The organism is Bradyrhizobium yuanmingense, from assembly GCF_029167105.1.
GTDB lineage: Bacteria > Pseudomonadota > Alphaproteobacteria > Rhizobiales > Xanthobacteraceae > Bradyrhizobium > Bradyrhizobium yuanmingense_A.
In genome coordinates this window covers 150,657-175,499 of the sequence record NZ_JARFML010000007.1, presented here as the reverse complement: position 1 = coordinate 175,499, position 24,843 = coordinate 150,657, and the positions used below count along the sequence as shown (strand labels likewise).

Here is a 24,843-nt window from a genome sequence, read left to right as displayed (position 1 = left end):
TCAACATCGATCAATCAACGATAACATCAAGGGAACGCCATGGGCACCATTCGTACCACCTCCGCCGCCACCCTCCTGGTCGCACTTGCGCTCGCGGGCTCCGCCGCGCAGGCCGAGATCAAGGGCGAGGCCATCCGCATCGGCGTCCTCACCGACATGAACGGCGTGTTCGCGACCGCCATGGGTCCGGGCTCGGTCGAAGCGGCGCGAATGGCCGCCGAGGAGTTCGGCGGCAAGATCAACGGCAAGCCGATCGAGATCTTGCAGGCCGATCACCAGAACAAGCCGGATCTCGCCGCATCGCTGGCGCGAAAATGGTTCAGCGACGGGGTCCAGGCCGTCACCGATGGCGGCAGCTCCGGCGCGGCGCTGGCGGTGCAGGAGCTGGTGCGTGGCAACGGCAAGATATTCCTCATCTCCGGCGCCGGCGCGAACCAGCTGACCGATGAAGCGTGCGCGCCGACCAGCGTGCAATGGACCCAGGACGCCTATTCCACCGCGACCGCCGTGGTCTCCGGCATCATGCAGACCAGCAAGGAGCCCTGGTTCTTCATCACCGGCGACTACGCCTTCGGCCATTCGATCGAGGTGACCGCGCGCGAGCGCATCGCCGCACTCGGCGGCAAGGTCGCCGGCAGCGTCAAGGCGCAGCTCGGCACGCCCGATTACAGCTCATTTCTGCTCCAGGCGCAGTCGTCGGGCGCAAAGATCCTGGCCATCAACGTTGCCGGCGACAACGCGACCGCGATCAAGCAGGCCGAGGAGTTCGGCCTCGCCAGCCAAGGCATGAAGATCGTGCCGATGTCGTTCCAGAACGTCGACATCGAGGCGGTTGGGCTCAAAGCGACGCGCGGTGATCTCATCGTCACGTCCTTCTTCGAGGATGTCTCGCCGGCCGCCCGGAAATTCTCCGATGCGTTCTATGCTCGCCGCAAGGCGATGCCCTCGCAGATCCAGGCCGGCGTCTATTCCGCCGTGCGCCACTATCTGCAGGCCGTGAAGGACACCGGTTCCGACGAGGGCGCCGTCGTGATGGCCAAAATGAAGGCGACGCCGGTGTCGGACGCCTACACCCCCAACGGCCGCATCCGCGAGGACCAACGCATGGTGCACGATCTCTATCTGGTGCAGGTCAAGACACCGGAGGAATCCAAGGGCCCGTGGGACTTCGTCAAGCTGGTCGCGACGATCCCGCCCGACCAGGCCTTCCGCCCGCTCGATCGCAGCAAATGCAGCCTGGTCGGCAAGTAAAGCCCTTTGGCGAAGCGGACACCGCTTCGCTTCAAGAGACCCGTCAAGCTGGAATCTGATCGTCAGGCGAGATAGCGCGCCAGATAGCCTTCCATCGCGTAGAGCGCGCAGAGCGCGAGGCTCGACCACACTGCCGCGCTGAAATACAGGAACATCCAGGTCAGTTCGCCCTTCCAGTGCGCGATGTCGTGGGTCACCACCCAGCGCGTCGAGACGTCATGCAGCCCTTCGAGGAAGCCGAGGAATGTGTTGCCCTCTTCATGCCCTGCCCGCCAGCGGCTGAGATACATCGGCACGTCGACTGTGATGAGGAAGGCAAGGAAGCAGGCGATGCCGACGATGCCTGACATCAGCGCCCAGCGCACTACGCCCTGGAATTCCGGCATCAGACGGCATAGCGCAATGCCGGCCAGGAAGAAGGTCACAGCCCACAGCGAATTCTCGATCGCGTTGTAAAGGAAGTTGGTCGTCACCACCGCGTACCAGGAGAAGCATTCCGCGATGAGGATGATCGGTACGATCACTAGCGCGATGTTCACCGCGGTCTCCGCGCCCGTCATCTTGCCGAGCTGATGCAGGATGATGGCCCATTGCGCGGCGAAGCAGAGCTCGGCCACGGTCGCCACCGTCCGGCCGACGGCGACACTCGACAGCCAAGTGTCGAACAGGCAGATGCGCTGCACGTCGGCGCGCGGCAGCACCGAACGGAAGGCGCAGCCGAACACATAGCCGGCGCACAGCAGGAACATCAGCCCGATGTCCGAGCCGCCGCCGAGGCTGGCCGAAGGCGTCGGATAGAACTCACGATAGAGCATGAACCAGACGAGGATATTTGCGCTGCTCACAAGCGTGAGAGATCCCCACCACCACGCCAGGGGATTTGACCGCGCCTGCCACTGCAACATGAACCGCTCCGCAAAATTATCGATTTGACACGTCGTCGTAATAATCCTGTCACAGAACGGCATGCAATCACGACAAAAATCTGTGTGCCTGTCGTTCCAGCGGTGCCCGGAAGGCGCAAGAAGCGCTGTGAGCCGAGTGTCCACATATCGGACAATTTTCTCCTGGATGGCGAATCTATTGGACATTCGAAATCCGTCCGTCTGATATTCCGGGATGGCTCCGACTGACTCACCCAAGCCGCAGCACCCGCTCTCCTCTGCCGCAGCCGTGCTGGCCGAGAGCGCCGATGACGCCGCTTTCGCCACCACGCTGGCAAAGGGGCTCGTCGTGCTCGAGGCGTTCAAGGCCGGGAGCACGCTGCTGGGCAACATGGAGCTGTCGACGCTGACCGGCATCCCGCGCCCGACGGTGGCGAGGCTGACCCATACCTTGGCCGAGCTCGGCTATCTCCGCTACGACGCCGAGCGGTCGAAGTACCGCGTCGGTGCACGGGCGTTGCGGATGGCGCATCCCCTGCTCGCAGGAATGCAATTCCGCCAAGTGGCGCGGCCGATGATGCAGGAGCTGGCGCACAGCGTCCGCGGCACGGTGTCGATTGGCCTGCTCGATGCGACGTCGATGATCTATGTCGAGACCGCGCGCTCCGGCGATGTCGGCCCGCACGTACCTGATGTCGGCATGCCGATTCCGGTCGTGATGACCGCCATGGGCCGCGCCGCGGCGGCGACCTTGCCGCCGGCCGACGCAGACCGGCTGGAACGCAATCTCGCCGCAGAGGATGCTGGCCTGTGGTCCGCGCTCCGCGACAAATACCGCGCCGGCATCGCGCAATGCAAAAGCCGCGGCTTCTGCACCTGCTGGGGCGAGTACATGGCCTCGATCCATGCCGTCGCCGCGCCGCTGTTTCATATCAGCGAATCGAAACAATCGTTCTCGATCAATTGCGGCATCCCCGCCTTCCGGCTCCAGCCCGGGCAGCTCGAGGGCGAAATCGGTCCGCGCATCGCCGCGCTCGCCGACAGCATCCGGGCCATGGTCGGGCAGGCCGAGCTCACGGCGCCGCCGCGCAAGGCCAAGAAAATCACAAGCGGCGGAAAATGACATGGCTGGTCCGCTCGAAGGACTAAAGGTTCTCGACATCGCGACAATCATCGCTGCGCCGTTCGCTGCCACGCTGCTGGCGGACTATGGCGCGGACGTGCTCAAGATCGAGATGCCCGGGCACGGTGACGGCGTGCGGTCATTTCCGCCGTTCAAGAACGGCAAGCCGCTGTGGTGGAAGGCAGCCAACCGCAACAAGAAGTTTGCCACGCTTGATCTGCGCACTCCGGAAGGGCTTGCGCTGTTCAAGCAGCTCCTTCCACGCTTCGACGTGCTGATCGAGAATTTTCGTCCGGGAACGCTTGATCGCTGGGGCCTTTCTAAGGAAGTGCTGTGGTCGATCCAGCCGCGCCTCGTGATTCTGCGCGCCACCGCCTTCGGTCAGGACGGCCCCTATCGCGAGCGGCCCGGCTTCGCCCGCATCTTCGAGGCCATGGGCGGACTGACCTACATCACCGGCGAGAGCGATGGCGAACCGACCCATCCCGGATACCCGATCGGGGATTCGATCGGCGGCCTGTTCGGCGCCGTCGGCGTGCTGGCCGCGCTGTGGAAACGGGCGCGCGACCCCGGCGCTCCCGGCGAGGAGATCGATCTCGCATTGACGGAAGCCACCTTCCGCCTGCTCGACGTGCTCGCCATCGAATACGACCAGCTCGGCGCCGTTCGCAGCCGCATCGGCAACGCCAACGGCTATTCCGCGCCGGCCGCCGTGTTTCGCACCAGCGACGATCACTGGGTGACGCTCGCAGGTTCGACCAACGCCCTTTTTGCAGCGAACTGCCGGGCGATCGGACGTCCCGACCTCGTCGAGGATTCGCGCTTCGCCACCAATGACCAGCGCGTCAAGCACGCCGTCGAACTCAACGACATCTTCGCGGCCTGGTGCGCCGCGCATCCCCTCGACGAGGTCCTCGCGAGATTCAATGCCGCGCAGGGAACGCTCGCCCCGATCTATTCGATCGATCAGATCGCCGACGACCCGCAAGTCAGGGCACGCGAGGTGATCACCCGTGTCGCCGACCGGGATTTCGGCACGGTTGCCATGGCCAATGCCGTCCCGCGCTTTGCCGTCGACCCCGCGCGATTACGTCACGCCGCAGGCGACGTCGGCCAGGATAATGACGAGATATTCCGAACTTGGCTCGGCCTTTCGGACCAGGAGATCGAACGGCTCACCGAGCGAAAGGTGATCTGAACGTCGCAAGAAGACCAATAAAATGGGAGGAAGAAAACAGTGGCATCGCTCAAGGTCACACGCCGAACCCTGCTGGGCACAATCGCAGGCGGGCTGGTCGCCGGCTCGGGCCTAGCGGCACGGGCCGAGGACGCATGGCCGTCGCGGATGGTGCGGCTGATCTCGCCCTACGGACCGGGCGGCTCCAACGACATCTCGCTGCGCTTGCTGGCCGAGGAGTTCGGCCGCAGCCTGCGTCAGCAATTCATCGTCGAGAACAAGCCGGGTGCCGGCACGCGCATCGCCAACGACATGGTCGCGCATGCGCAGGGCGACGGCTATACGATCCTCTATGTCGCGGCGCCCTACGCCACCGCCGAGGCGCTGTTCGGCAAGCTGACCTATGAGCGCAAGGATCTGCAGCCGGTCGCGATGGCCGTGATCGCACCGCTGTTCCTCATCATCAGTGCCGACGCACCGTTCAAGACGCTTCCCGACCTGATCGCCCACGGCAAGTCGAAGCCGGACGGACTGACCTTCGCCTCCCCCGGCGCCGGCTCGCAGCCGCATCTCGCCGGAGAGCTCCTGTTCCGCGATGCCGGCGTCAAGGGTCTCAACATCCCGTTCCGGGGCGATGCGGCCTCCTACACCGAGCTGCTCGCCGGACGCGTCGACGCCACGCTGACCGCGCTGCCGACCGCCTTGCCCTACATCCAGAGCGGCAAGTTCACTGTGCTCGGCGTCGCCTCGGCCGAGCGCAGCGCGCTCTATCCACAGGCGCCGACGCTGCGCGAGCAGGGTTTTCCCAACGTCGCCGCCGCCGGCTGGTACGGCTTCATGGTGCCGTCCACGACGCCGCGCGTCATCGTGGACAAATTCCAGGCCGAGGTTCTGCGCGCGCTCGCCGAGCCTGCGATCAAGGACAAGCTGACCGCGCAGGGGCTCGAAGTGCGCCCAGGCACCGCCGCCGAGTTCGGCAAGTTCATCGACGCCGAAACGCAGAAATGGACCAAGCTGATCCGCGAAGCCGGCCTCAAGGGCGAATGAGGATTGCTGGGGGAAACCGATATGAAAAACGTCGTCACCAAATGCATCGCGGCCTCCGCGCTTCTCCTCTCGGTCACGGCAGCGCAGGCGCAAAAGAAATACGATCCCGGCGCGTCCGACACCTTGATCAAGGTCGGCCAGACCGTGCCGCTCAGCGGCCCGGCCTCGGCCTACGCGGTGATCGGCAAGACCCAGGCCGCCTATATGAGGATGATCAACGACCAGGGCGGCGTGAACGGCCGCAAGGTCGAGCTGATCCAGTATGACGATGCCTATTCGCCGCCGAAGACGGTGGAGCAGACCCGCCGCCTGGTCGAAAGCGATGAGGTGCTGCTGACCTTCCAGATCATCGGCACCGCGCCGAACGTCGCCGTGCAGAAATATCTCAACGCCAAGAAGATCCCGCAGCTCTTCGCCGCCACCGGCGCCGCACGCTTCACTGATCCGAAGAACTTCCCGTGGACCATGGGCTTCAACCCCTCTTACCTCGTCGAGGGCCGGATCTATGCGCAGTACCTGCTGAAGAACCATCCGAACGCCAAAATCGGCGTGCTCTACCAGAACGACGATCTCGGCAAGGATTATCTCGCCGGCCTCAAGGCGGGCCTCGGCGACAAGGCAAACATGGTCGTCGCCGAGACCTCCTACGAGATCACCGAGCCCACCATCGACTCGCAGATCCTCCGCTTGAAGGATGCCGGCGCCGACGTGCTGTTCAGCGCGACGACGCCAAAACAGGCGGCACAGGCGATCAAGAAGGTTGCGGAGATCGGCTGGAAGCCGCTGCACATCATCGACATCAACGCCTCCTCGCTCAGTGCCGTGCTCAAGCCAGCAGGGCTCGACAATTCCAAGGGCGTGATCAGCGTCGGCTACGTCAAGGATGCCGCAGATCCCGAATGGAAGGACGACCCAGGCATGAAGCGCTACCTCGCCTTCATGGCCAAGTACTATCCCGAGGGCGACAAGGATTCGAACCTCAACGTCTATGGCTACATCACCGCGCAGCTCCTGGTGCAGGTGCTGAAGCAATGCGGCGACGATCTGACCCGCGAGAACGTGATGCGACAGGCGGCCAACCTCAAGAACGTCGAGCTCGACCTGACGCTCCCGGGAATCTCGGTCACGACCACGCCAACGGACTATCGCGTCAACAAGCAGTTCCAGATGGTGCAGTTCGACGGCGTACGCTGGCAGAAGCTCGGCGACATCGTCACGGACGAAGCCAGGGAGTGAACCCGCTTCGCCCGCAATCAACGCCTTTCCGCATACCGGCCGCCGCCACGGATGACATCGTCGCGTTCCTCGGCATGGCGCTGGTATTCGGAGATCGCGCGGTTGGCCATGCGGATCCGATTGATGTGTCCCTCCTCGACCATCACGGTGATACGCTGCGCCAGGAACACGCAGGCCTCGAACTCGTCCCGGATGGCGCCGGTCCGCACCAGAAAGTCCCAGGCGATCTCGTAGGCCTGCTCCGCCGCGGGGTTGCGATAGTCGCTGAAGATGATGTGCGTCATCACTGCCAAAGCCGCAGGGCGGCGATGGTTCCTAGCGCTGGCGCGCTTACGTGACGCGCGAAGCAAGCCGCCATGTCGACGGCGGCTTGATCAGCATGCGTTCGCGCGCGCCATCATTCCCGGCTCGCCATCTCAGGCGCCCGGGAATGACGAGGCTGCCTTCACCGCTTCATCCCCGCCACATAGGCCGCCAGCTTGTCGAGCGTCTGGTAGCCGTATTCGACGGCGCCGAAGCCGATCATGCCATCGCGCTGCTCGGTGCTCGAGGCCAGCTGCCTCATCATCAGCACGGTCTTGCCGTTGCTCTGCTCGGCAAAGGTGACGGTGAAGCGGAACATGCCGGGATCGTCGTCCTGGTCGGTACCGTGATCCATCTCCATCAGCGACGGCCGCTCGATGCGGCGGAAGCGCATCCGGTTCGGATAGACCGTGCCGTCGGGCCCGATCATGTTGAAGCGCCAGACGCCGCCGACACGCACGTCGATCTCGAAGGTCTCAACCTTGAATCCCTTCGGGCCGAACCATTGCGGCAGATGCTTCGGGTCGGACCATGCCTCGAACACCAGATCGCGCGGCGCGTCGATCACGCGTGACATCACGATCTCTCGGTCGAGCGACCATTGCGACAAAGCGGGATTGGCAGAACTCGTCATTGTCAGGAACCTTTCCGTTTGGTTGTTCGGGACGGCCGCTTGGCGGCCGCCCTTTCCTTCTCTTTCTTGAGCTTCATCACATAGGCCTCGAACCGGTCGAGCCGCGCTTCCCAGACCGCGCGCTGCTGCTGGAACCAATCCTCGGCGCCGACAAGCACATCCGCGCTCAGCCGGCAGGTGCGCACGCGTCCCGATTTCTCGGACTGAACGAGCCCGCTCGTCTCGAGCACGTGGATGTGCTTCATGAAGCTCGGCAGCGCCATGTCGAAGGGATCGGCGAGCTCGCTGACCGACGCCTCGCCCGCGCACAGCCGCATCACGATCGCCCGCCGCGTCGGATCGGCCAGCGCGGCGAAGACCTGATCGAGATTGGATAATTGGTTAGCCATGAAGCTAACTATACACGCCGGGTCGCGGACGTCAACAATTGTTAGCCGAACGGCTCAGTTTTGTGGTCTGGATTGGCGGGAACCCACAACGCGCAATCGTGAATTGGGACCTCGCGCCCTCCTCGCTAAAACCATCCGGGGGCGCATCAGCATGATCGATCAGAGCACGTGGCGCCTATTGTCATCTCATCCCCGGTCACCCGGCGAGTCTTCGCCCAGGCCGCGTCCATTTCGATGGCGATGGCGCTTTACCCCCACCGCGCCTCGGCCGATTCCGACATGATTGCGCAAATGCGCGACATCGTCGCCGGCGAGCTGGCGCCGACCGCGACGGCGGACCATGCGGGCGGCCTCGCCGCCGCCCTCTATGCCGGCCGCCATGTCGAGTTCTTCAGCTACGGGTTCGCCGATGATGCTGCCAGGCGGAAGGTGACGGCCGACACGCTGTTCAACCTCGCCTCCTTGCGAAAGCCGTTCGAGGCCACGCTCGTGGCGCTCGGCGTGCTGCGCGGCGAGCTGCGGCTCGACGATCGTGTGCCGAAATACCTGCCCGAGCTGAGCGGCAGCTACATTCGCAGCGTCACTGTTGGCCAGTTGGCAACGCACACTTCGGGCCTGCTGCTCCCGACCGATCATCCGCCCTGGCCGAACGAAGAGTTTACGCGCGAGCAGTTCATCGCGATGCTGAACGCCTTCACGCCGGCGCCCGGCGTCGCACCCGGCCGGCAGCGCGTCTATACCCATGCGGGCTATGTGCTGCTGCAACTCGTGCTCGAACGCTGCTACGACAAGCCGATCCATGCGCTGATCCAGCACCGCATTCTCCGCCCCCTCGCCATGGGCTCCACCTTCGTCCCCGAGCGCGGCCCGGACAATCGCGCCGTCATGGACGCGGCGGCGATGCAGCGCGTCGTCCAGGGCTATTCCGACCAGGGCATGGCGATCGGGCCGATCGGCAACCAGCAGAGCTACTTTGATTTTCCCGGCACGGGCCAGATGTTCGCCTCCGCCCGCGACCTTGCCGCCTTCGCGGCCGCCTGCGTCGACGGCCGCCCGATCGATCCGCATCTGCGCGAGGCGCTACGGCTGACGCAGCGCGAGGCCTTCCGCGTCGACGAAATATTCGGACAGGGCCTGGCCTGGGAGACCGTGCGCCTTCCAGGCGTCACCATCGTCGACAAGCCGGGCGGACTCAACAACGCCTCCGGCTATATCGGCCTGTTGCCGGCGCGGCGGATCGGCATCGTCCTGCTGGCCAATCGCGGCGAGTATCCGCACGAGATCGCCCGCTACAAGATCCTGCCGGAGCTGGCGCAGCTTATCGCCTCACATTGAGGCGGCCGCCTCAGACCGAGCGCGTCAACCCGCCGTCGACGCGGATGTTCTGGCCGGTGATGTAGGCGGCGCCGTCGGAGGCCAGGAACGATATCGTCGCCGCGATCTCCTCGACCTTGCCGTAGCGCTTCATCGGCACGCTGTCGCGTCGCGCATCCTGCTGCGGCAGGCTGTCGATCCAGCCCGGCAGCACGTTGTTCATGCGGATATTGTCGGCCGCGTAAGTGTCGGTGAAGATCTTGGTGAAGGCGGCGAGCCCTGCGCGGAACACCGCCGAGGTCGGGAACATCGCGCTGGGCTCGAACGCCCAGGCGGTCGAGATGTTGATGATGGCGCCGCCCTTTTGCGCCTGCATCAGCGGCGTCACCAGCCGGGTCGGACGGATCACGTTCAGGAGATAAGTGTCGAGGCCGGTGTGCCACTGCTCGTCGGTGATCTCCGTGATGGGGGCACGCGGCCCGTGCCCCGCGCTGTTGACGAGCACGTCGATCCGTCCCCACTTCGCCATCGCAGCCTCGACGAGGCGCTTCAGGTCGTCATTCGACTGGTTCGAGCCGGTAACGCCGAGCCCGCCGAGCTCGGCCGCCAGCGCCTCGCCCTTGCCCGAGGACGACAGGATCGCGACGCCAAACCCGTCCGCCGCCAGTCGCCGCGCAGCCCCCGCCCCCATGCCGCTGCCGCCGGCGGTGACGAGCGCAACCTTCTCTGCTGCCATGATCCGATGATCCCTTCAGTTGAGGCGAGCCGCAGGCTCGGCCTATCATGAGGCCTTCTACAGCCAGACCCGTCGGCAGGTCCATGGCCGAAGGCACCATCATGAGCGGCTTGAAATGAGTGATTTGCAGATCCGCAATTTGCGCCCCGACGAAATCGCCCTCGCCCTCGACTGGGCCGCGGCGGAGGGCTGGAATCCGGGGCTGGCGGATGCCGCCTGCTTCGCGATCCCCGACGCCCGAGGCTTCTTCGTCGGCGAGATCGACGGAGAGCCGGTCGCGACCGTCTCCTGCGTCAATTACGACGACCGCTTCGCCTTCCTGGGGTTCTACATCGTGTGCGAGCGCTTTCGCGGCGCGGGCCATGGCCTGCGCATCTGGAATGCCGCGATCGCGCATGCAGGCGCGCGCGTGATCGGCCTCGACGGCGTGGTGGCGCAGCAGGAGAATTACAAAAAGTCGGGATTCCGGCTCGCTTACGCCAATATCCGCTATGGTGGCACCGTTGCGGGATCGGTGAAGCCGCCCGCCGATGTCGTTGCGCTCGACAAGGTCCCGTTTGCGCTGGTGGAAGCCGATGACGCCCGTGTATTCCCCGCCACGCGCAGCGCCTTCCTGCGCGCCTGGATCAACACGCGAGGTCATGTCGGCCGCGCGTTGCTGCGCGAGGGCAGACTCGCTGCATGGGGTGTGATCCGGCCCTGCCGGACCGGCTACAAGATCGGCCCACTCGTCGCCGACGACCGCGCCGCCGCGGATCAAGTCGTGCAGGCGCTGCTCGGAAGCGCGGGCGCCGGCGAAGTCTTCCTCGACGTCCCCGCCGTCAATCCCGTCGCGATCGCGCTCGCCGAGGCGCTCGGCCTCCAGCCGGTGTTCGAGACGGCGCGGATGTATACGGGGCCGATCCCGCCGCTGAGGCTCGACCGCGTCTTCGGCGTCACCAGCTTCGAGCTGGGTTAGAGCATGATCCGGACCCGAAGGGCCGCGTTGGCGCAAAGTGTGAAGCGGTTTTCCGAAAAGTTCATGCTCAAGACGTTCAGTAGCAGCGCATGATGTTGACGGTGTGCTCGCTGCCGCCACGGCCGGGCACCGTCACCTGCTCCGTCGGGCAGCTCGGCACGTAGGGCCGATTGGACGGCACGACGTTCGGCGGATAGCGATGCGTCCAGTCCCAGGGCACATCATACGTGTAGGTGTAGCGCACATCGGCGGAGAGCGCCTGGTTCACATCGGCGAACGGCTGGCCGTAGCCGGCGCCGTCGTAGTAGTAGCCGCCGCCGCCCGGCCAATAGACCCAGGGAGCGCTGCGGCGGTGGAACCTGGCGCCCGGCCCGATCGGCGGACGTGCCGCAACCGGCGGGGCAGCGACTGCTGCGACGCCGGACGCTGTGGCGCCAGCAGGCGTGGCCGGACTGTCACTGGAGCTAATCAGCAGCGCAGCTGCGCTGAGCGAGGCGAACAACGCCCCATATGATCTGGCAATCATGATACGCACCACACTCGTTTGGCTTCGCGATAGCGGCTCCCCGCAGGGAGGCTAGGCCGGGCTGTCGCCCACCCGCAAACGTATAATTAATTATTGGTTAAGGCACGCGAATACCCGGGAACAAGAGTGCGGCAGAACGCCCGGAATCCCCTCTCATTTCAATGGCTTCGTGCGTCAATGGCCCTGCAGCTTGCGCAGCCGGTCGAGCAGGTCCTGCGGGCTTGCGCTGCCCTGTGTCACGATCGCGGTGTTGCCGCCGCTGCGGCGAGTGACCGTCGTGCGCCCGGGCTCCTTCTCGATCCTGACCTCGGCCTCCGCCGGATCACCGCTCTGCGTGATCACCGACGTGCCGTTCTCGTCCTGGACCACGGTGGTGTGACCGTCGCCGGCGCCGGCCGGCGCCAGTGCAACCACACTCATGAATCCCAGTCCGGATGCGAGCAGAAGCAGCTTCATGTTACACCTCCATCATCGGCCGAACTGGAAGATCGCCAGCCAGTTGAAACGCCCGAACTGCCTCACCGCTCCCGTGTTCATGTCGCCGATCTGGAGCAGGAGCGCGTTGGTGGAATTGCCGATCTGGGTGATCTCGGCGGTGTTGCTCACACCGGATTGACCGATCGCCGCATTGGTGGTGCCGCCGACCTGGATCACATTGGCATAGTTGCGCGTGCCGTTCTGGATGATGGTCGCGTCCACCGTGCCGGTCCCGCCGATCTGGATCACCCGCGCGATGTTGATGCGGCTGTTCTCCTCGATCGTGACAGGCTGAACATTGTCGCCGAACTGCACGACCGTTTGGATGCTTACGTTCCGGTTGGTCACGCTGCGCTGGACGGTCCCCGCGCTTGCCGGCGTCGCCGCACCGACGGCGGCGAGCATCGCCGCCAGGGCCAAAGCCCGCCTCAGCACCTGTCTGCCGCCTCGCATCGCGCTTCCCCGTTCGTTGTCGACACTGGCGAGATCGCTCGCGCGTCAGGGACCGGTCTGGACGATGGTCGAGGCGTTGACGGTGCCGAACTGCGCCACCGTGCCCGCATTCATCGTGCCGAGCTGCGATATCAGGCTGGTTGCCGACTGGCCGGCCTGGCCGACATAGGCGAAGTTGTTGACGCCGGCCTGCCCGATCGATGCGGAATTCGTTCCGCCGAACTGCAGCACGCCCGTGGCGTTGTTGGTGCCGTTCTGGGTGACCGTCGCGCTGGTCGTTCCCCCGATCATGAACACGCCCGCCATGTTGAGCTGGCTGTTCTGGTTCAGCACGACGGGCGGTCCGCCGACCGACACGATGGTCTTGATGTCGGCCGTCTGCGCTTGCGCCGAAAGAGCGCCGGCCAGATACAGAGCGAGCGTTGCGGCACATGCGCCGCCCAGATGACGTTTCATGACATGCCTCACCACTTCGGATCTGCTCACGGAGCCTGCTGGAGGACAGTCGATCCGTTCAGGATCCCGAGCTGTCCGACGCCGGCGGTGTTGTTCGCGCCGATCTGGCCGATCAGGCTTGAATTGGAGCCGCCGACCTGGCCGGCCAGTGCGGTATTGGTCGCGGTCGCAGTGGTGCCGCCCTGCCCGATCACGGAGGTGTTGACGGTGAGCAGCGTGCCCGTCTGCAAGGTCGTCGCGGCATTGGTGGCACCGAACTGCATCGTGGTGGCGCTGTTGCTGGTGCCGCCGCTCTGAGAAATGAACGACGTGTTGGTCGTGCCGAATTGCAGCACGCTGGCCGAGTTGCCGGCCCGGGCATCGGCTGCCGTCAGTGCACCGAATGCTGCGAGAGTTGCAATGAAATAGGTGATCCGCATGTCCTGTCCTCCGCGAGAATGAGCCGGCGTCGCAATTGACCGTCCTGCCCGGTAGCGGTGCTCTGGCGAGTGGCCCGGACGCACCGACCTGGGTGCGTCCGACCCAAACCAACCGTGGCTCAGTTCGCCGTCTGCGAGACGGAGCTGCCGTTGATGCCGAACACGCTGAGCTGACCGACGGCGGCAGAGTTGTTCTGAAGCGCGGCCGGCCCGAACGAGTTCTGGGTGATCGAGCTGCTGTTGTTGCCGAACGCCACCTGTCCGGTGGTCGCCGTGTTCTGCACGCCGGCCTGGTTCACGGTGCTGCCGTTATTGAGCGAGGCGTCGCTGGTGCCCTGCATCGTCGTCGCGCTGTTGATGATGCCGAGCTGGCTCGTCGACGAGGTCGAGTTGGTGAGGCCCTGCTGCGAAACGCTTGAGCCGTTCACGACGCCGACCTGCACCGTGGTGGAGGTGTTGGCGGCCTGAGCTGCGGAGGACAGAGCGAACACGGCAACGGAAGCAAAAAACAATTTACGCATGGAGTATCCCTTTCTGGCCAAGTTGTCTGACTGGTTTCGGATGCCTTCCCGGAAAGAGGCCGACATCGTAGGTGTGAGACTGAACCGATCGCGGCCGGCGCGACAGACTGCAGTTCATGCTAGTCGCTACGGACTAGACGCTGCGTGTCGTCTCGGCTTGGCGCCCCATGCTGTCGACCAGCCGCACCACCTCGATCGGCGTACGCAGCTCCAGCTTTCGCATCATCCTGGCACGATGGACCTTCGCCGTCACTTCGCTCACGCCGAGTCTCGCGGCGATCTGCTTGGCGACGAGCCCTTCCGTCATCAACAGCATGATCTCGCGCTCTCTGGGCGTCAGCGTCTCGACGCGCTGGCGGGCTTCACGGACGCTATCCTCGCGTTGCAGCCGCCTGCGGTCGCGCTCGATGCCGTGCCTGATCGCATCGAGGATCTCCTGCTCGCGAAACGGCTTTGGCAGAAACTCGACCGCGCCGCGCTTCATCGCCTCGACCGAGACGCGGACGTCGGAGTAGCCGCTGATGAAGACGATCGGAATGGACACGCCCTTCTCGGCCAGCCGGCGCTGAAGCTCGAGCCCGGTCGGCGACGTGCCGGGAAACCGCACGTCGAGCACGAGGCATGACGGCCCGGGCGAAACGGTCTCGGTGAGGAACTCGTCGGTCGAGGCGAATAACTTCACCTGATGCCCGGTCTCCTCGCAGAGACTTCCGATCGCGACTCGAATCTGGGCTTCGTCGTCGACGATATAGACTGTGGCTTGGGTTGAACTCATGGCAACGGGCTCCCCGGCTTGGGGCTCGATGAAACGCAACGAGCTATCCGTTCTTCTTGCAAGCGAGATCAAGGTGCTTGGATGATTCGCGCAGATCGAGCGAAGCGCATCGGTCTGCCGGTTCGATGTCATAGGGCCAACACGCTCCGGAGGCGAGTGAAGGCGTTCACATATCGGGCTTCGTGATGGGAAGGCGTCGATTTTGCCGCCGGCGGCATCGGGGCGCAACGACATCGAGAATGCGGTAATGCTGCGTCGTGGTCTCGCCGGCTGCATCATGGCATCGCCACCCATGTGCCGACTCGACGCCAGCTGCTGGCCGCTCCAGCCGGATCAGACGGGACGTTCAGTCAGCTTATCGAGTTCGATACCGCACACCTCATATCGATACGCTCCGTATGCATCCTGATCAAATCACGAAAAGTAGCACCCCACCTGCTTTACCACTGGATGATGCGCCACGCCCGACCGTCAGCCCGGCGAGGACGACATACTGACATTCGATACAACCTTAGACGTTTTACAACCATAGCGAGCTTACCACTTTTTCCCGATTCTCCGAAGTCAATTTAATCGGTGAGTTTTGATATGCGATTTGTGCCAGCATTTGCCTTGCTCGGAGCTGCATGCGGCCTCGCTGCGATCTTCTACACCGGTCCGGGCACGATCGCCGGCGCTGCCGGGAGCGCGGCGGACACGGCGGCTCGCGCCTATGAGCAGACGAGGCGGCTGCTCGTGCCCGGCGGCCGCGAAGCGCCGACCTTCGGATCGGATGCCCCCTTGTTCCGCTATGCCTCGATCCAGCGCGGCAGCATCGAGCAGACCGTCACCGTCACCGGCGCCCTGCAGCCGGTCAAGACGATCGAGGTTGGATCGCAACTGTCGGGGCAGCTCGCCCGCGTCTATGTCGACTTCAACGACAGCGTCACCAGGGATCAGCCGCTCGCGCTGATCGATCCGCGCAGCTTTGCAGCCAAGGTCGACGAGGCCCGGGCGTCGCTGGCCGTCGCCAATGCTCTGGTCGATATCGCCAAGGCCAAGCTCGACCGGGCCAGGATCGATCTGCAGAATGCGAGGGGCAGCCGCGACGTGCTCGCGGCCAAGCTTGAGAGCGCGCAGGCGGTGAAATCCTCGGCTCAGAAGACGCTGCAGCGCAAGCTGGCGCTGCAGTCGCAGAACGTGGTGGCGACGACCGCAGTCGACGACGCGCAGACCGAGTTCACCGCGCGCCTCGCCCAGGAACGTGAAGCCGAGATCCTGATGTCCCTCAACTCCTATTCGGTGGAGGGTGCACAGGCCGACGTCCGCCGCATCGAGGCGGAGTTGCAGCAAGCGCGCATGGCGGTGCCGGAGAAAGCCGCCGTTCTCGCCGCAGCCCAGGCCGATCTCGACCGCACCATGATCCGTTCACCGATCGACGGCGTCGTGGTCGGCAGGTTCGTCAACGAGGGGCAGACGCTCGCGGTCGGACTGGAAGCGCGCACCACCTTCATGGTGGCGCACCGCCTGGAGGACATGGAGATTCACGCGCAGGTCGATGAAGCCGATATCGGCCGCATCGCGCCCGGGCAGCCTGCACATTTCACCGTCGACGCCTACCCGGACCGCCGCTTCGAGGCCGTGGTGCGCCAGGTGCGCAAGGCGCCGCAGACCCAGCAGCACGTCGTCACCTACACCGTGGTGCTGGCGACCGCCAACCTCGACGGCGCGCTGCTGCCGGGAATGACTGCCCTGGTGAAGATCGTCATCGAACGCCAGGACGACGTGCTGAAAGTGCCGCTCGCAGCGCTGCGCTTCCAGCCGACCGGTACGCGGCCGGAGACCGGACGCAGCGGCGTGTGGGTGCGCACTGCCAGCGGCGCGCTGCAGCGCGTCGCGGTCACGGTCGGCGCCGCCGGCACCGAGCAGGTCGCGCTCCGGAGCGGCGACCTGCTCGAGGGCAGCGAGGTCGCCGTCGGCCAGGCCATCCGCCCGGCAGGCATGGAAATTCTCGGAATCAGGTTCGGGTCATGACCGCCGCTGCGCCTCTCATCAGCCTCCGGTCGGTCAGCAGGACCTATCGCACCGAGGGCGTCGCGGTGGCCGCGGTGCGCAATGTCAGCTTCGACATCGCGCAAGGCGAGATCGTCGCCGTGATGGGACCGTCCGGCTCCGGCAAGTCGACGCTGATGAACATGATCGGATTGCTCGACCTGCCGAGCGAGGGCGCGGTCTATCTCCAGGGCGCCGACGTCGCCGATCTCACGGAAGATCGCCGGTCGTCCCTGCGCGCCCGCAGCATCGGCTTCGTGTTCCAATCCTACAATCTGCTCGCGCGCCACGATGCCATCGAGAACGTCGCATTGCCGCTGGTCTATTGCGGCATTGCGCGCAAGGAACGCCTGGCGCGCGCGGAAGCGAGCCTTGAAGCGGTCGGCATGCTGCACCGGGCCCATCACTTCCCGCGGCAGCTCTCCGGCGGCGAGCAGCAGCGCGTCGCGATCGCGCGCGCACTGATCGCCTCCCCCCTGATCGTGCTCGCCGACGAGCCGACCGGCGCGCTCGACAGCCGCACCGGTGCCGAGATCCTGTCCCTGTTCGCCGCGCTCAACCGGACCGGCCAGACCATCGTCATGATCACCCACGATCCCGGCATCGCGGCCCAGTGCCGGCGCACGATTCACCTGCATGACGGCGAGCTCGTCGGCGACGAAACGCAGGCTCCTGCTCTGCCGAAACGGAGCGCTGTGTCATGACGATGCTGCAGGGCTTCCAGATCGCATTGCACGCCCTGCGCCTCAATCCGCTGCGCAGCTTCCTCACCATGCTCGGCATCGTGATCGGTGTCGCCTCGATCGTGACGGTGTTCGCGATCGGATCCGGCGCGCAGCTCCGCCTGCAGGAACAGATCCGCTCGATCGGCGCCAACGTGCTGATGATCACCCCCGGCGCGGTCTACCAGGGCGGCGTGCGTCTCAAGGACGGCAGCAAGCTGACGATGACCGAGAGCGACGTGCAGGCCATCCTCGAGCAGATCCCGGAAATCCAGGCCGCAGCCGGCTCCATCGCGGGAACGGCGCAAGTCATCCACGAAGGCAAGAACTGGAACACGACGATCAACGGCACGACCACCGGTCACTTCATGGTGCGCGACTGGCAGCTGGCGGCCGGGCGCTATTTCTCCGCCACCGAGGAGGCCGGTGCCGGCAAGGTCGTGATCCTGGGAAGCACGGTCGCGCGCGAGCTGTTCGCACCCGGCGACGACCCCATCGGCGCGCAGATCAGGATCATGAAGGTCCCGCTCGAGGTGGTCGGCGTGCTCGACCGCAAGGGACCGGCCCAGGACGACGTCGCCTTCGTGCCGCTCACCACGGCCAAGCTGCGCTTCCTCGGCAGCGCCAGCAACATCAACCGCGACTCGGTCGCCTACATCATCGCCAAGGTGACCGCAGACGGTCAGATGGCGGGTGCGCGAGCGGAGATCGCGAACCTGCTGCGGCAGCGCCACCGCATCCCCGCCGGCCAGGACGACGACTTCAAGGTCCAGGATCCCGCCGCCGCCATGGAGGCGCAACAGGGCGCGATCCGCACTGTCGCGCTGCTGCTCGTCGCCATCGCCTCGGTTTCGCTGCTCGTCGGCGGCATCAGCATCATGAACGTCATGATCGTGTCGGTCACCGAGCGCACGCGGGAGATCGGCATCCGCCGGGCGCTCGGCGGGCGGATGCGCGACATCCGTCTGCAGTTTCTCTGCGAAGCGCTCGTCCTCTGCCTGCTCGGCGGCGCCATCGGCGTCGCCGGCGGCATCACGCTCTCGATGACGGTCGCCCGCATGGCCGGTTGGGTCACCTCGATCGACGGCCAGGCGATCGGCCTGTCTCTCGTCTTCTCGATCGCGACCGGCCTCGTCTTTGGCTTCTATCCGGCCCACAAGGCGTCCAAGCTGAGCCCGATCGAGGCGCTCAAGACGGAGTGAGAGCATGCCAGGATGTTCGCAAAGGCCAGGGAGGCATCAGCCATGAGCTCGGATCCGAAGGACTTGATCGCACCGACGCCGCGCGAACGGGAGCTGATGACGCTGATCGCGCGGGGGATGCAGAACAAGAACATCGCCTACGAGCTCAACATCTCGGAGAACACGGTGCGGGCGCATATCGGCAACATCATGCGCAAGTACCGGCTTCACAACAGAACGCAGATCGCAATCGCCTTTGCCCTGCACACGGCGCCATCGTCGCTCCGCCGCGATCTCGCCAAGACCGAACTCTATTCGGCCCCCACCAAGCCGGCGCCGGCGCTTGCACCGAATCCACCGGCGGCGCAGACCGCGCCGGATTGAATGGTTGCAGCTACCATCCCCTGCGTTGCCCGACGGGCAAAACATCCAATCTATGGGTCAAGGCACGCGGCGGAAAATATTCCGCTTTACCGAAATTCGGAAGCCGCGTATGTGTCGCGCAACCCGGCCCAAGGAAGAGGGGCGTATCGCGATCGTCACGAACGCGGGCCGGGCGGCGGTGGACGCGGGCCACATCGGCGCGAAAAGCTTCGCAGGGCGGGTAACCGTGAGCGAAGACCTCGCGCCAACGACGGGTGCGGTTCGCGTACGGCAAAATCGTGTGGTCCTGGCGCCCGGGGTCTGTGCGCCAAGTCTTGCGGTGATGTGGTTGCCCGACCGGGCGATGCGCATCAGCCATCCGCAGGGCGACGGGGGCAATAGTGCATCGCTCCCCGGGGAGAGCACGACATAAGCCGTAAAGCCACTGCGCAGGGAAGGCCGGATGTTTGGCTTCACCTGTATGCCGCTGTGCAAGTTCTTCGTTACCACCTTTCGCACAGTGGACCGTGGGTGCCCGGCCGGCACCCGGTCTTCCCTGCGCCCTCTTTCAATGACGAGGGTGAGCAAGAAGCAAAGCTCGGGCGAGTCCGCCGCGAGGATGCCAAGGCGTGTCTGCGACGAAATGCGAATTGAGGAACGCGCTTCCCGCCGCACACTCCGTCATTGCGAGCGCAGCGAAGCAATCCAGAGTCTTTCCGCGGAGGGATTCCGGATTGGTTCAAATGACGGTGTTGAGGCAGCGGTGTCACAATGCGGTAGTCTCGTGCCCTGGACACGAGCGTGAAACGAGGCTGCGAGCCGCCACCGCGGCCCATTTGCCTTACATCCCGATGTCGAACACGTTCGGCAATTGGCCCGCGAGAGGCAGTGCGGTGGCGCCGAGGAAGGTCGCGACCATCGCCATCAGGCGACGGTTGTTCTGGCGCTTGCCGCGCATCTGGCCGGCGATCCACTCCAGCATCTCGCTGTTGACCTTGGAGGCATAGGACGGCGCCCAGCTCTCGATCTCGGTGTCGGCCGACAGCGCGACGCTGCGCGGCGGCACCTTCAAGCCCGAGGCGCTCGCGGCATAATGGGCGACCGCCTTGGCAAGCAGGTCGTCGAAGCGGCCGCCGTCGGTGCGTTCGGTCGCGGCCTCGTTGATCTCGAACAGAGCCTCGGCCTCGGCGCGGCTGACCGGCTGGTCGTTGACGGCGGTGGCGGTGAGGATGCGCATGCACCAGGCGGTGTCATCGGCGTCGAGCGAGCGGGAGAAATGCACCCGTCCCTTGGTGGTCGGGCCTTCGCCCGTGATCACGCCGTCGCGCACGACGGAAAGGGCATGAGCTGCAGTATCGCGGCAGGACGGCACGAGCGACGACGACTCGGTAGGCTTAGGCGCAGCGGCGGACATAGTTCACTTCCAGACTTCTTCTGATCGACCAGCATTTCCATGCCGGCGTAAAGGGGTGGTTAACGATTCGATACGGGGATCGCGACTTTTCTAGATGGTTGCCAATTGGTCGCTATCAGGACCAATCTGGTTCTAGAACGCGCCGGGCGAGCGTGATGAAAGTCATAAAAGGCATTATCGGGGCAATCGAGCCCGTGCAGCTCCGGTGGAGATCTTTCGTCGCAGGCGCCGCTGTAACAAAAAGTTGCTAGAAAATCGGCCCTTCAAGGAAGGAATTCACATTTTACTTGAGCCGGTTCAGTTGGCGTTCACTTAGGCCGGCGAAGCCCTTATAATGGATGTGACGGACGGAGACGAATTCTCAATTAAATTCAATGAGATGAGGTAAGATCATGACACTTCCGATCGGCGCCACCGCCCCCGACTTCGAAGCCGAAACCACCGAAGGGAAGATCAAATTCCACGACTGGATCGGCAACAGCTGGGCCCTCTTGTTCTCACACCCGAAGGACTTCACGCCGGTTTGCACCACCGAGCTCGGCGCCCTCGCCAAGCTGAAGCCGGAATTCGACAAGCGCGGGGTCAAGCTGATGGGCCTCTCGGTCGATCCGGTCGACCGTCATGCCAAATGGTCGGAAGACATCAAGGAGACCCAAGGCGCCGCGCCGAACTACCCGATGATCGGCGACACCGACTTCAACGTCTCCAAGCTCTACGGCATGCTGCCGGCCTCGACCTCGGGCGATCCCCTCACCCGCACGCCGGCCGACAACCAAACCGTCCGCAACGTCTTCATCATCGGCCCGGACAAGAAGATCAAGCTGGTGCTGGTCTATCCGATGACGACGGGCCGGAACTTCCAGGAGATCCTGCGCGTCATCGACTCGCTCCAGCTCACCGCCAAGCATCGCGTCGCCACCCCGGCCGACTGGTCGCAGGGCGAGGACGTCATCATCGCGGGCTCGGTCTCCAACGACGAGGCCAAGACGATCTATCCGCAGGGCTGGAAGGAGCCGAAGCCCTACATCCGCATCGTCCCGCAGCCCAAATGACTTTTGGCGGTTGCGGATAGCGACCGCAAAAAAGTTATCCCGGGGCGTGCAAAGCGCGGACCCGGGATCTCGAGTTTCCCAATGCGCATTGCGCATTGGGCCCGGTCCTTACGCCGCCCGCACGCGGTCGAGGAAGCTCTCGACCTCGGCCTTCAGATGCAGGCTCTCGCCCGACAGCGTCTGGGCGGAAGCAAACATCCGGCTCGACGTCTCGCCCGTCTCGCTGGCGCCCTTGGCGGCGTGACGGACATTGACCGCGACATCGGCCGTGCCTGACACCGCGGCGCGCACGCTGGCCACGATGTTGTGGGTCGCGCTTTTCTGTTGCTCGACCGCCGCCGAGATCGAGCCTGCGATGCCGCTGATGCGCTCGATGGTCTGGCTGATCGCCTTGATGGCGGCGACCGATTCCTCGGTCGCGAGCTGCATGCTCTCGATCTGGTTCGAGATCTCGTCGGTCGCCTTCGCGGTCTGGCCGGCGAGCGTCTTGACCTCCTGAGCCACCACCGCGAAGCCGCGGCCGGCATCGCCCGCGCGTGCGGCCTCGATGGTCGCATTCAGCGCCAGCAGATTGGTCTGCTCGGCGATCGAGGTGATCAGCTTGACGACGTCGCCGATGCGCGAGCCGGCCTCAGAGAGCTGCGCGATGCGCTGGTCCGTCGCTTCGGCCTGCCGCACCGCCTCGGCGGAGATCTCGTTCGATTCCTGCACCCGGCGGGTGATCTCGGAGATGGATTGAGACAGCTCGTCGGAAGCGGACGCGGCCGAACGCACATGCTCGGAGGCACTTTCGGAAGCTCCCGCCGACTGCGCCGACAGATCTGCCGTGGAGCGCGCGGCGTCGGTGAGTTGTCGCGCGGCGCGCTCGAACTCGCCGGACGATGCCAGCACCTTGTCGAGAATGCCGCCGACGCTGCCGCGGAACTGCTCGACGAAGTTGCGCAGCTCGGCCTTGCGCTGCTCGGCTGCGGCGGCGGTTGCCGCCGCCTGCTCGGTGCGCAGGCGCGCCCGCTCCTGCGAGTTGCTCCTGAACACCGCGACCGTGCGGGCGATCTCGCCGATCTCGTCGGCCCGGTCCTCGCATTCGATCGCGACGTCGCCCTGGCCGTTGGCAAGCGCGGTGAGCGAATGCGTCACCGAGGTCAGCGGCCGGGTGATGCGGCGGACGACCAGCAGGGTCAGGACCAGCACCAGAAGCGCGGCAAGCCCGGCGGCGGCGGCCATGCTCTCCATGGCCTGGGACAGCATGCCCTCGAACTGCACCATGGGGATGCCGACATAGAGAATGCCGGCGACCTTGCCTGTCCCATCGGCAATCGGGAAATAGGCGGTCATGAACGTCTTGCCGAACAGCGTCGCCGGCCCCTTATAGGCCTCGCCACGGCGCAGCGGGGCCTGGCCCGGATGATCGGCGGCAAGCTGGGTCCCGACGGCGCGGTCGCCGTTTTCCTTTTTCACGTTGGTCGAGCGGCGGATGAACTGTCCGCTCGCCGCGTCGAACACGAACAGGGTCGCGTTGCCGCCGACATAGGACACCGCCCGGTCGACGATGGCGTGATCCCTGAAGTCGGGCATTTTCGGGATCTCGGCGCGGACCACCGCGCCGTCCCGGATCGTGATCTTGGCTTCGGGAACGGTCTCCGCAAAGGCCAGCCCCAGCGTGCGCAGATTGACCTCGATGTCGCGCAGGGCGCGGTCATTGAAGGCGGATGTCAGTGACCAATAGCCGGCGCCGACCACGAGCGCCGTGTTCATTGCGATCAGCAGCGCCGCGCACAGGACCGCCTTGGTGCCGAGCTTGAACCGCGGCAGGAACTTCGCCGTTAGAAGATTGGACATGGATGGAATGACCCCCGTAATTCCTGCATATTGCTGCAATTGACTTACAGCCGCATTAACGACGGTTCCCACCGCCGCGCGCGGTACGGTTTCCAATTGGTAAACGAGGCCTTCCCTGACCCCGCCTGTCATCGTCTGGTTTCGCGAAGATCTCCGCCTGTCCGACCATCCCGCCCTCCACGCCGCTGCCACGTCCGGAGCGCCGGTGCTTTGCCTCTACGTACTGGACGAGGCGGCGGGACGAGCGCCGGGCGGCGCGGCACGCTGGTGGCTGGCGCAGTCGCTGCGGGCGCTCGGAGCCGAAATCGGCGCGCGCGGCGGCTCGCTTGTCCTGCGCAGAGGACCGGCGGCCAAGGTGATCCCTGAGGTGGTGCGACAGAGCGGTGCCCGCGCCGTCTACTGGAACGAGATCGCGCAGGCGCCTCATCAGGCGGTTGAGCGACAGCTGGAAGCGGCGCTGGCTAAGCTGGGCACGCACACGCAAAGCTTTCCCGGCGACCTGCTCGTCCCGCCCGCGGCGATCCGCACCAAGGAAGGCCGGGGCCTCCGCGTCTTCACCCCGTTCTGGCGCCGCGTGCTGGCGGTCGGCGATCCGCCAAAGCCCCTGCCCGCGCCGAAGCAGCTGCGCCCTGCACCGAGCATCGCAAGCGATCGGCTGGAGAGCTGGAAGCTCGAGCCGACCGCGCCCGATTGGGCGGGTGGCCTGCGCGAGGCATGGACCCCCGGCGCCGCGTCTCTGCGCCTGCGCGACTTTCTCAAGCACACTGTTCGAATGTATGTTGGCGACCGCGACCGTCCGGACCGAGAGGGCACCTCACGGCTGTCGCCGCATCTGCGCTTCGGCGAGCTCAGCCCGCGTCAGGTCTGGCACGCCGCCCGGTTTGCCGCGGCGGAAGATCCGGTACGCGGGCAAGGCGTCGAAAAATTCCTGAGCGAGCTCGGCTGGCGCGAATTCTGCCGCCACCTCCTCCACGATTACCCCAACCTCGCCGCCGAAAACCTGCAGACGAGCTTCGATGGCTTCCCTTGGCAGCCCGACAAACAAGCGCTCGCCGCCTGGCAGCGCGGGCGCACCGGATACCCCATCGTCGATGCCGGCCTGCGCGAGCTCTGGCACACCGGCGTGATGCACAACCGGGTGCGGATGGTGGTGGCCTCCTTCCTGGTCAAGCACCTCCTGATCGACTGGCGCGAGGGCGAGGCCTGGTTCTGGGACACGCTGGTCGACGCGGATGCCGGCAGCAACCCTGCCAACTGGCAATGGGTCGCCGGCTGCGGCGCGGACGCTGCGCCCTATTTCCGCGTGTTCAATCCGCAGCTCCAGGGCGAGAAGTTCGATCCTGACGGAGCCTATGTTCGACGCTGGGTTCCGGAACTGAAGGCCCTGCCAGCCAAGCTGATCCACCGGCCCTGGCAGGCAACGCCGATCGAGCTTGCGAGCGCGGGCGTCACGATCGGCAGGACCTATCCGCAGCCGATCGTCGATCATGCCGGGGCACGCGAACGCGCGCTCGCGGCCTACGCAAAGATCCGCAAAGGTTGAGCGTCGCTTTGACACAATT

The 24,843-nt window shown here is 65.2% G+C and carries 27 protein-coding genes; 13 read left to right on the top strand and 14 right to left on the bottom strand.

Annotated elements, in window-relative coordinates; genetic code table 11:
* The first annotated feature begins 39 nt into the window (after nucleotides 1–39).
* The gene (locus P0R31_RS11845; RefSeq protein ID WP_275514205.1) at nucleotides 40–1,251 is read left to right on the top strand and encodes an ABC transporter substrate-binding protein; all 1,212 of its coding nucleotides are present in this window, start codon (nucleotides 40–42) and stop codon (nucleotides 1,249–1,251) included.
* A 62-nt stretch (nucleotides 1,252–1,313) separates the two neighbouring features.
* Here P0R31_RS11845 and P0R31_RS11840 read toward each other — a convergent pair whose 3' ends face one another.
* On the bottom strand, nucleotides 1,314–2,156 hold the full coding sequence (locus P0R31_RS11840) for a hypothetical protein (RefSeq protein ID WP_275514204.1): 843 nt from the start codon (nucleotides 2,154–2,156) through the stop codon (nucleotides 1,314–1,316).
* 214 nt (nucleotides 2,157–2,370) lie between these two features.
* Here P0R31_RS11840 and P0R31_RS11835 point away from each other — a divergent pair, with 214 nt between their 5' ends.
* The 4 genes from P0R31_RS11835 to P0R31_RS11820 are packed head-to-tail and all read left to right on the top strand — an operon-like array spanning nucleotide 2,371 to nucleotide 6,718.
* Nucleotides 2,371–3,258, top strand: a complete 888-nt coding sequence (locus P0R31_RS11835; protein WP_275514203.1) for an IclR family transcriptional regulator — start codon at nucleotides 2,371–2,373, stop codon at nucleotides 3,256–3,258.
* A 1-nt stretch (nucleotide 3,259) separates the two neighbouring features.
* Nucleotides 3,260–4,456 carry a CaiB/BaiF CoA transferase family protein gene (locus P0R31_RS11830; protein WP_275514202.1) on the top strand — a complete coding sequence of 399 codons (1,197 nt, stop codon included), beginning with the start codon at nucleotides 3,260–3,262 and terminating at the stop codon, nucleotides 4,454–4,456.
* A 39-nt stretch (nucleotides 4,457–4,495) separates the two neighbouring features.
* Nucleotides 4,496–5,482 carry a Bug family tripartite tricarboxylate transporter substrate binding protein gene (locus P0R31_RS11825; protein ID WP_275514201.1) on the top strand — a complete coding sequence of 329 codons (987 nt, stop codon included), beginning with the start codon at nucleotides 4,496–4,498 and terminating at the stop codon, nucleotides 5,480–5,482.
* A gap of 21 nt (nucleotides 5,483–5,503) precedes the next feature.
* The gene (locus tag P0R31_RS11820) at nucleotides 5,504–6,718 is read left to right on the top strand and encodes an ABC transporter substrate-binding protein (protein WP_275514200.1); all 1,215 of its coding nucleotides are present in this window, start codon (nucleotides 5,504–5,506) and stop codon (nucleotides 6,716–6,718) included.
* A gap of 17 nt (nucleotides 6,719–6,735) precedes the next feature.
* On the opposite strand, the gene P0R31_RS11815 is transcribed toward P0R31_RS11820, so the two are convergent.
* From P0R31_RS11815 to P0R31_RS11805, 3 genes are all read right to left on the bottom strand, one after another.
* Nucleotides 6,736–7,002 (bottom strand): hypothetical protein, encoded by a 267-nt coding sequence (locus tag P0R31_RS11815; RefSeq protein ID WP_275514199.1) that lies wholly within the window; start codon nucleotides 7,000–7,002, stop codon nucleotides 6,736–6,738.
* Nucleotides 7,003–7,163: 161 nt separating this feature from the next.
* Entirely contained in the window at nucleotides 7,164–7,655 is a 492-nt protein-coding gene (locus tag P0R31_RS11810) for an SRPBCC family protein (RefSeq protein WP_275514198.1), read from the bottom strand.
* 2 nt (nucleotides 7,656–7,657) lie between these two features.
* On the bottom strand, nucleotides 7,658–8,044 hold the full coding sequence (locus P0R31_RS11805) for an ArsR/SmtB family transcription factor (RefSeq protein WP_275514197.1): 387 nt from the start codon (nucleotides 8,042–8,044) through the stop codon (nucleotides 7,658–7,660).
* Between the two features lie 279 nt (nucleotides 8,045–8,323).
* On the opposite strand from P0R31_RS11805, the gene P0R31_RS11800 reads away from it, so the two are divergent.
* Nucleotides 8,324–9,379: a serine hydrolase gene (locus P0R31_RS11800; RefSeq protein ID WP_275514273.1), complete on the top strand. Its 1,056-nt coding sequence runs from the start codon at nucleotides 8,324–8,326 to the stop codon at nucleotides 9,377–9,379.
* A 10-nt stretch (nucleotides 9,380–9,389) separates the two neighbouring features.
* On the opposite strand, the gene P0R31_RS11795 is transcribed toward P0R31_RS11800, so the two are convergent.
* Nucleotides 9,390–10,094, bottom strand: coding sequence for an SDR family oxidoreductase (locus P0R31_RS11795; RefSeq protein WP_275514196.1), 705 nt, complete (start codon nucleotides 10,092–10,094; stop codon nucleotides 9,390–9,392).
* A gap of 115 nt (nucleotides 10,095–10,209) precedes the next feature.
* Between P0R31_RS11795 and P0R31_RS11790 the strand changes: the two genes are divergently transcribed.
* Nucleotides 10,210–11,052, top strand: a complete 843-nt coding sequence (locus P0R31_RS11790; protein ID WP_275514195.1) for a GNAT family N-acetyltransferase — start codon at nucleotides 10,210–10,212, stop codon at nucleotides 11,050–11,052.
* A 76-nt stretch (nucleotides 11,053–11,128) separates the two neighbouring features.
* On the opposite strand, the gene P0R31_RS11785 is transcribed toward P0R31_RS11790, so the two are convergent.
* The 7 genes from P0R31_RS11785 to P0R31_RS11755 all read right to left on the bottom strand — a co-directional run bounded on the left by P0R31_RS11785 (nucleotide 11,129) and on the right by P0R31_RS11755 (nucleotide 14,679).
* Entirely contained in the window at nucleotides 11,129–11,578 is a 450-nt protein-coding gene (locus P0R31_RS11785; RefSeq protein ID WP_275514194.1) for a hypothetical protein, read from the bottom strand.
* Between the two features lie 174 nt (nucleotides 11,579–11,752).
* Nucleotides 11,753–12,034 (bottom strand): hypothetical protein, encoded by a 282-nt coding sequence (locus P0R31_RS11780; protein WP_275514193.1) that lies wholly within the window; start codon nucleotides 12,032–12,034, stop codon nucleotides 11,753–11,755.
* Between the two features lie 12 nt (nucleotides 12,035–12,046).
* Nucleotides 12,047–12,508: a curlin gene (locus P0R31_RS11775; RefSeq protein ID WP_275514192.1), complete on the bottom strand. Its 462-nt coding sequence runs from the start codon at nucleotides 12,506–12,508 to the stop codon at nucleotides 12,047–12,049.
* A gap of 45 nt (nucleotides 12,509–12,553) precedes the next feature.
* The gene (locus P0R31_RS11770; protein ID WP_275514191.1) at nucleotides 12,554–12,964 is read right to left on the bottom strand and encodes a curlin; all 411 of its coding nucleotides are present in this window, start codon (nucleotides 12,962–12,964) and stop codon (nucleotides 12,554–12,556) included.
* A 26-nt stretch (nucleotides 12,965–12,990) separates the two neighbouring features.
* Nucleotides 12,991–13,383, bottom strand: coding sequence for a curlin (locus P0R31_RS11765; RefSeq protein WP_275514190.1), 393 nt, complete (start codon nucleotides 13,381–13,383; stop codon nucleotides 12,991–12,993).
* Between the two features lie 119 nt (nucleotides 13,384–13,502).
* A complete protein-coding gene (locus P0R31_RS11760) occupies nucleotides 13,503–13,904 on the bottom strand; it encodes a curlin subunit CsgB (RefSeq protein ID WP_275514189.1) in 402 nt (133 codons plus the stop codon).
* A 133-nt stretch (nucleotides 13,905–14,037) separates the two neighbouring features.
* A complete protein-coding gene (locus tag P0R31_RS11755; protein ID WP_275514188.1) occupies nucleotides 14,038–14,679 on the bottom strand; it encodes a response regulator transcription factor in 642 nt (213 codons plus the stop codon).
* Nucleotides 14,680–15,267: 588 nt separating this feature from the next.
* On the opposite strand from P0R31_RS11755, the gene P0R31_RS11750 reads away from it, so the two are divergent.
* Genes P0R31_RS11750 through P0R31_RS11735 form a run of 4 tightly spaced genes read left to right on the top strand, consistent with a single transcriptional unit; the run spans nucleotide 15,268 to nucleotide 18,997 of the window.
* Nucleotides 15,268–16,692 (top strand): efflux RND transporter periplasmic adaptor subunit, encoded by a 1,425-nt coding sequence (locus P0R31_RS11750; RefSeq protein ID WP_275514187.1) that lies wholly within the window; start codon nucleotides 15,268–15,270, stop codon nucleotides 16,690–16,692.
* Nucleotides 16,689–17,414, top strand: coding sequence for an ABC transporter ATP-binding protein (locus P0R31_RS11745; protein ID WP_275514186.1), 726 nt, complete (start codon nucleotides 16,689–16,691; stop codon nucleotides 17,412–17,414). The genes P0R31_RS11750 and P0R31_RS11745 overlap by 4 nt, the downstream gene beginning before the upstream one ends.
* Entirely contained in the window at nucleotides 17,411–18,634 is a 1,224-nt protein-coding gene (locus P0R31_RS11740) for an ABC transporter permease (RefSeq protein WP_275514185.1), read from the top strand. Before P0R31_RS11745 ends, P0R31_RS11740 begins: the two co-directional genes overlap by 4 nt.
* A 42-nt stretch (nucleotides 18,635–18,676) precedes the next feature.
* Nucleotides 18,677–18,997 carry a response regulator transcription factor gene (locus P0R31_RS11735; RefSeq protein ID WP_275514184.1) on the top strand — a complete coding sequence of 107 codons (321 nt, stop codon included), beginning with the start codon at nucleotides 18,677–18,679 and terminating at the stop codon, nucleotides 18,995–18,997.
* 820 nt (nucleotides 18,998–19,817) lie between these two features.
* On the opposite strand, the gene P0R31_RS11730 is transcribed toward P0R31_RS11735, so the two are convergent.
* Nucleotides 19,818–20,390 carry a hypothetical protein gene (locus P0R31_RS11730; protein ID WP_275514183.1) on the bottom strand — a complete coding sequence of 191 codons (573 nt, stop codon included), beginning with the start codon at nucleotides 20,388–20,390 and terminating at the stop codon, nucleotides 19,818–19,820.
* Nucleotides 20,391–20,782: 392 nt separating this feature from the next.
* Here P0R31_RS11730 and P0R31_RS11725 point away from each other — a divergent pair, with 392 nt between their 5' ends.
* Nucleotides 20,783–21,442, top strand: coding sequence for a peroxiredoxin (locus P0R31_RS11725; protein ID WP_275514182.1), 660 nt, complete (start codon nucleotides 20,783–20,785; stop codon nucleotides 21,440–21,442).
* Nucleotides 21,443–21,550: 108 nt separating this feature from the next.
* Here the strand turns inward: P0R31_RS11725 and P0R31_RS11720 are convergent, their stop codons facing one another.
* On the bottom strand, nucleotides 21,551–23,281 hold the full coding sequence (locus tag P0R31_RS11720; protein ID WP_275514181.1) for a methyl-accepting chemotaxis protein: 1,731 nt from the start codon (nucleotides 23,279–23,281) through the stop codon (nucleotides 21,551–21,553).
* Nucleotides 23,282–23,438: 157 nt separating this feature from the next.
* Between P0R31_RS11720 and P0R31_RS11715 the strand changes: the two genes are divergently transcribed.
* The gene (locus tag P0R31_RS11715) at nucleotides 23,439–24,824 is read left to right on the top strand and encodes a cryptochrome/photolyase family protein (protein ID WP_275514272.1); all 1,386 of its coding nucleotides are present in this window, start codon (nucleotides 23,439–23,441) and stop codon (nucleotides 24,822–24,824) included.
* Nucleotides 24,825–24,843: the final 19 nt, after the last annotated feature.

Coding starts and splice junctions, on each gene's coding strand:
- P0R31_RS11845 (WP_275514205.1), top strand. CDS start 40: ATGGGCACCATTCGTACCACCTCCGCCGCCACCCTCCTGGTCGCACTT.
- P0R31_RS11840 (WP_275514204.1), bottom strand. CDS start 2,156: ATGTTGCAGTGGCAGGCGCGGTCAAATCCCCTGGCGTGGTGGTGGGGA.
- P0R31_RS11835 (WP_275514203.1), top strand. CDS start 2,371: ATGGCTCCGACTGACTCACCCAAGCCGCAGCACCCGCTCTCCTCTGCC.
- P0R31_RS11830 (WP_275514202.1), top strand. CDS start 3,260: ATGGCTGGTCCGCTCGAAGGACTAAAGGTTCTCGACATCGCGACAATC.
- P0R31_RS11820 (WP_275514200.1), top strand. CDS start 5,504: ATGAAAAACGTCGTCACCAAATGCATCGCGGCCTCCGCGCTTCTCCTC.
- P0R31_RS11815 (WP_275514199.1), bottom strand. CDS start 7,002: ATGACGCACATCATCTTCAGCGACTATCGCAACCCCGCGGCGGAGCAG.
- P0R31_RS11810 (WP_275514198.1), bottom strand. CDS start 7,655: ATGACGAGTTCTGCCAATCCCGCTTTGTCGCAATGGTCGCTCGACCGA.
- P0R31_RS11805 (WP_275514197.1), bottom strand. CDS start 8,044: ATGGCTAACCAATTATCCAATCTCGATCAGGTCTTCGCCGCGCTGGCC.
- P0R31_RS11800 (WP_275514273.1), top strand. CDS start 8,324: ATGATTGCGCAAATGCGCGACATCGTCGCCGGCGAGCTGGCGCCGACC.
- P0R31_RS11795 (WP_275514196.1), bottom strand. CDS start 10,094: ATGGCAGCAGAGAAGGTTGCGCTCGTCACCGCCGGCGGCAGCGGCATG.
- P0R31_RS11790 (WP_275514195.1), top strand. CDS start 10,210: ATGAGTGATTTGCAGATCCGCAATTTGCGCCCCGACGAAATCGCCCTC.
- P0R31_RS11785 (WP_275514194.1), bottom strand. CDS start 11,578: ATGATTGCCAGATCATATGGGGCGTTGTTCGCCTCGCTCAGCGCAGCT.
- P0R31_RS11780 (WP_275514193.1), bottom strand. CDS start 12,034: ATGAAGCTGCTTCTGCTCGCATCCGGACTGGGATTCATGAGTGTGGTT.
- P0R31_RS11775 (WP_275514192.1), bottom strand. CDS start 12,508: ATGCGAGGCGGCAGACAGGTGCTGAGGCGGGCTTTGGCCCTGGCGGCG.
- P0R31_RS11770 (WP_275514191.1), bottom strand. CDS start 12,964: ATGAAACGTCATCTGGGCGGCGCATGTGCCGCAACGCTCGCTCTGTAT.
- P0R31_RS11765 (WP_275514190.1), bottom strand. CDS start 13,383: ATGCGGATCACCTATTTCATTGCAACTCTCGCAGCATTCGGTGCACTG.
- P0R31_RS11760 (WP_275514189.1), bottom strand. CDS start 13,904: ATGCGTAAATTGTTTTTTGCTTCCGTTGCCGTGTTCGCTCTGTCCTCC.
- P0R31_RS11755 (WP_275514188.1), bottom strand. CDS start 14,679: ATGAGTTCAACCCAAGCCACAGTCTATATCGTCGACGACGAAGCCCAG.
- P0R31_RS11750 (WP_275514187.1), top strand. CDS start 15,268: ATGCGATTTGTGCCAGCATTTGCCTTGCTCGGAGCTGCATGCGGCCTC.
- P0R31_RS11745 (WP_275514186.1), top strand. CDS start 16,689: ATGACCGCCGCTGCGCCTCTCATCAGCCTCCGGTCGGTCAGCAGGACC.
- P0R31_RS11740 (WP_275514185.1), top strand. CDS start 17,411: ATGACGATGCTGCAGGGCTTCCAGATCGCATTGCACGCCCTGCGCCTC.
- P0R31_RS11735 (WP_275514184.1), top strand. CDS start 18,677: ATGAGCTCGGATCCGAAGGACTTGATCGCACCGACGCCGCGCGAACGG.
- P0R31_RS11730 (WP_275514183.1), bottom strand. CDS start 20,390: ATGTCCGCCGCTGCGCCTAAGCCTACCGAGTCGTCGTCGCTCGTGCCG.
- P0R31_RS11725 (WP_275514182.1), top strand. CDS start 20,783: ATGACACTTCCGATCGGCGCCACCGCCCCCGACTTCGAAGCCGAAACC.
- P0R31_RS11720 (WP_275514181.1), bottom strand. CDS start 23,281: ATGTCCAATCTTCTAACGGCGAAGTTCCTGCCGCGGTTCAAGCTCGGC.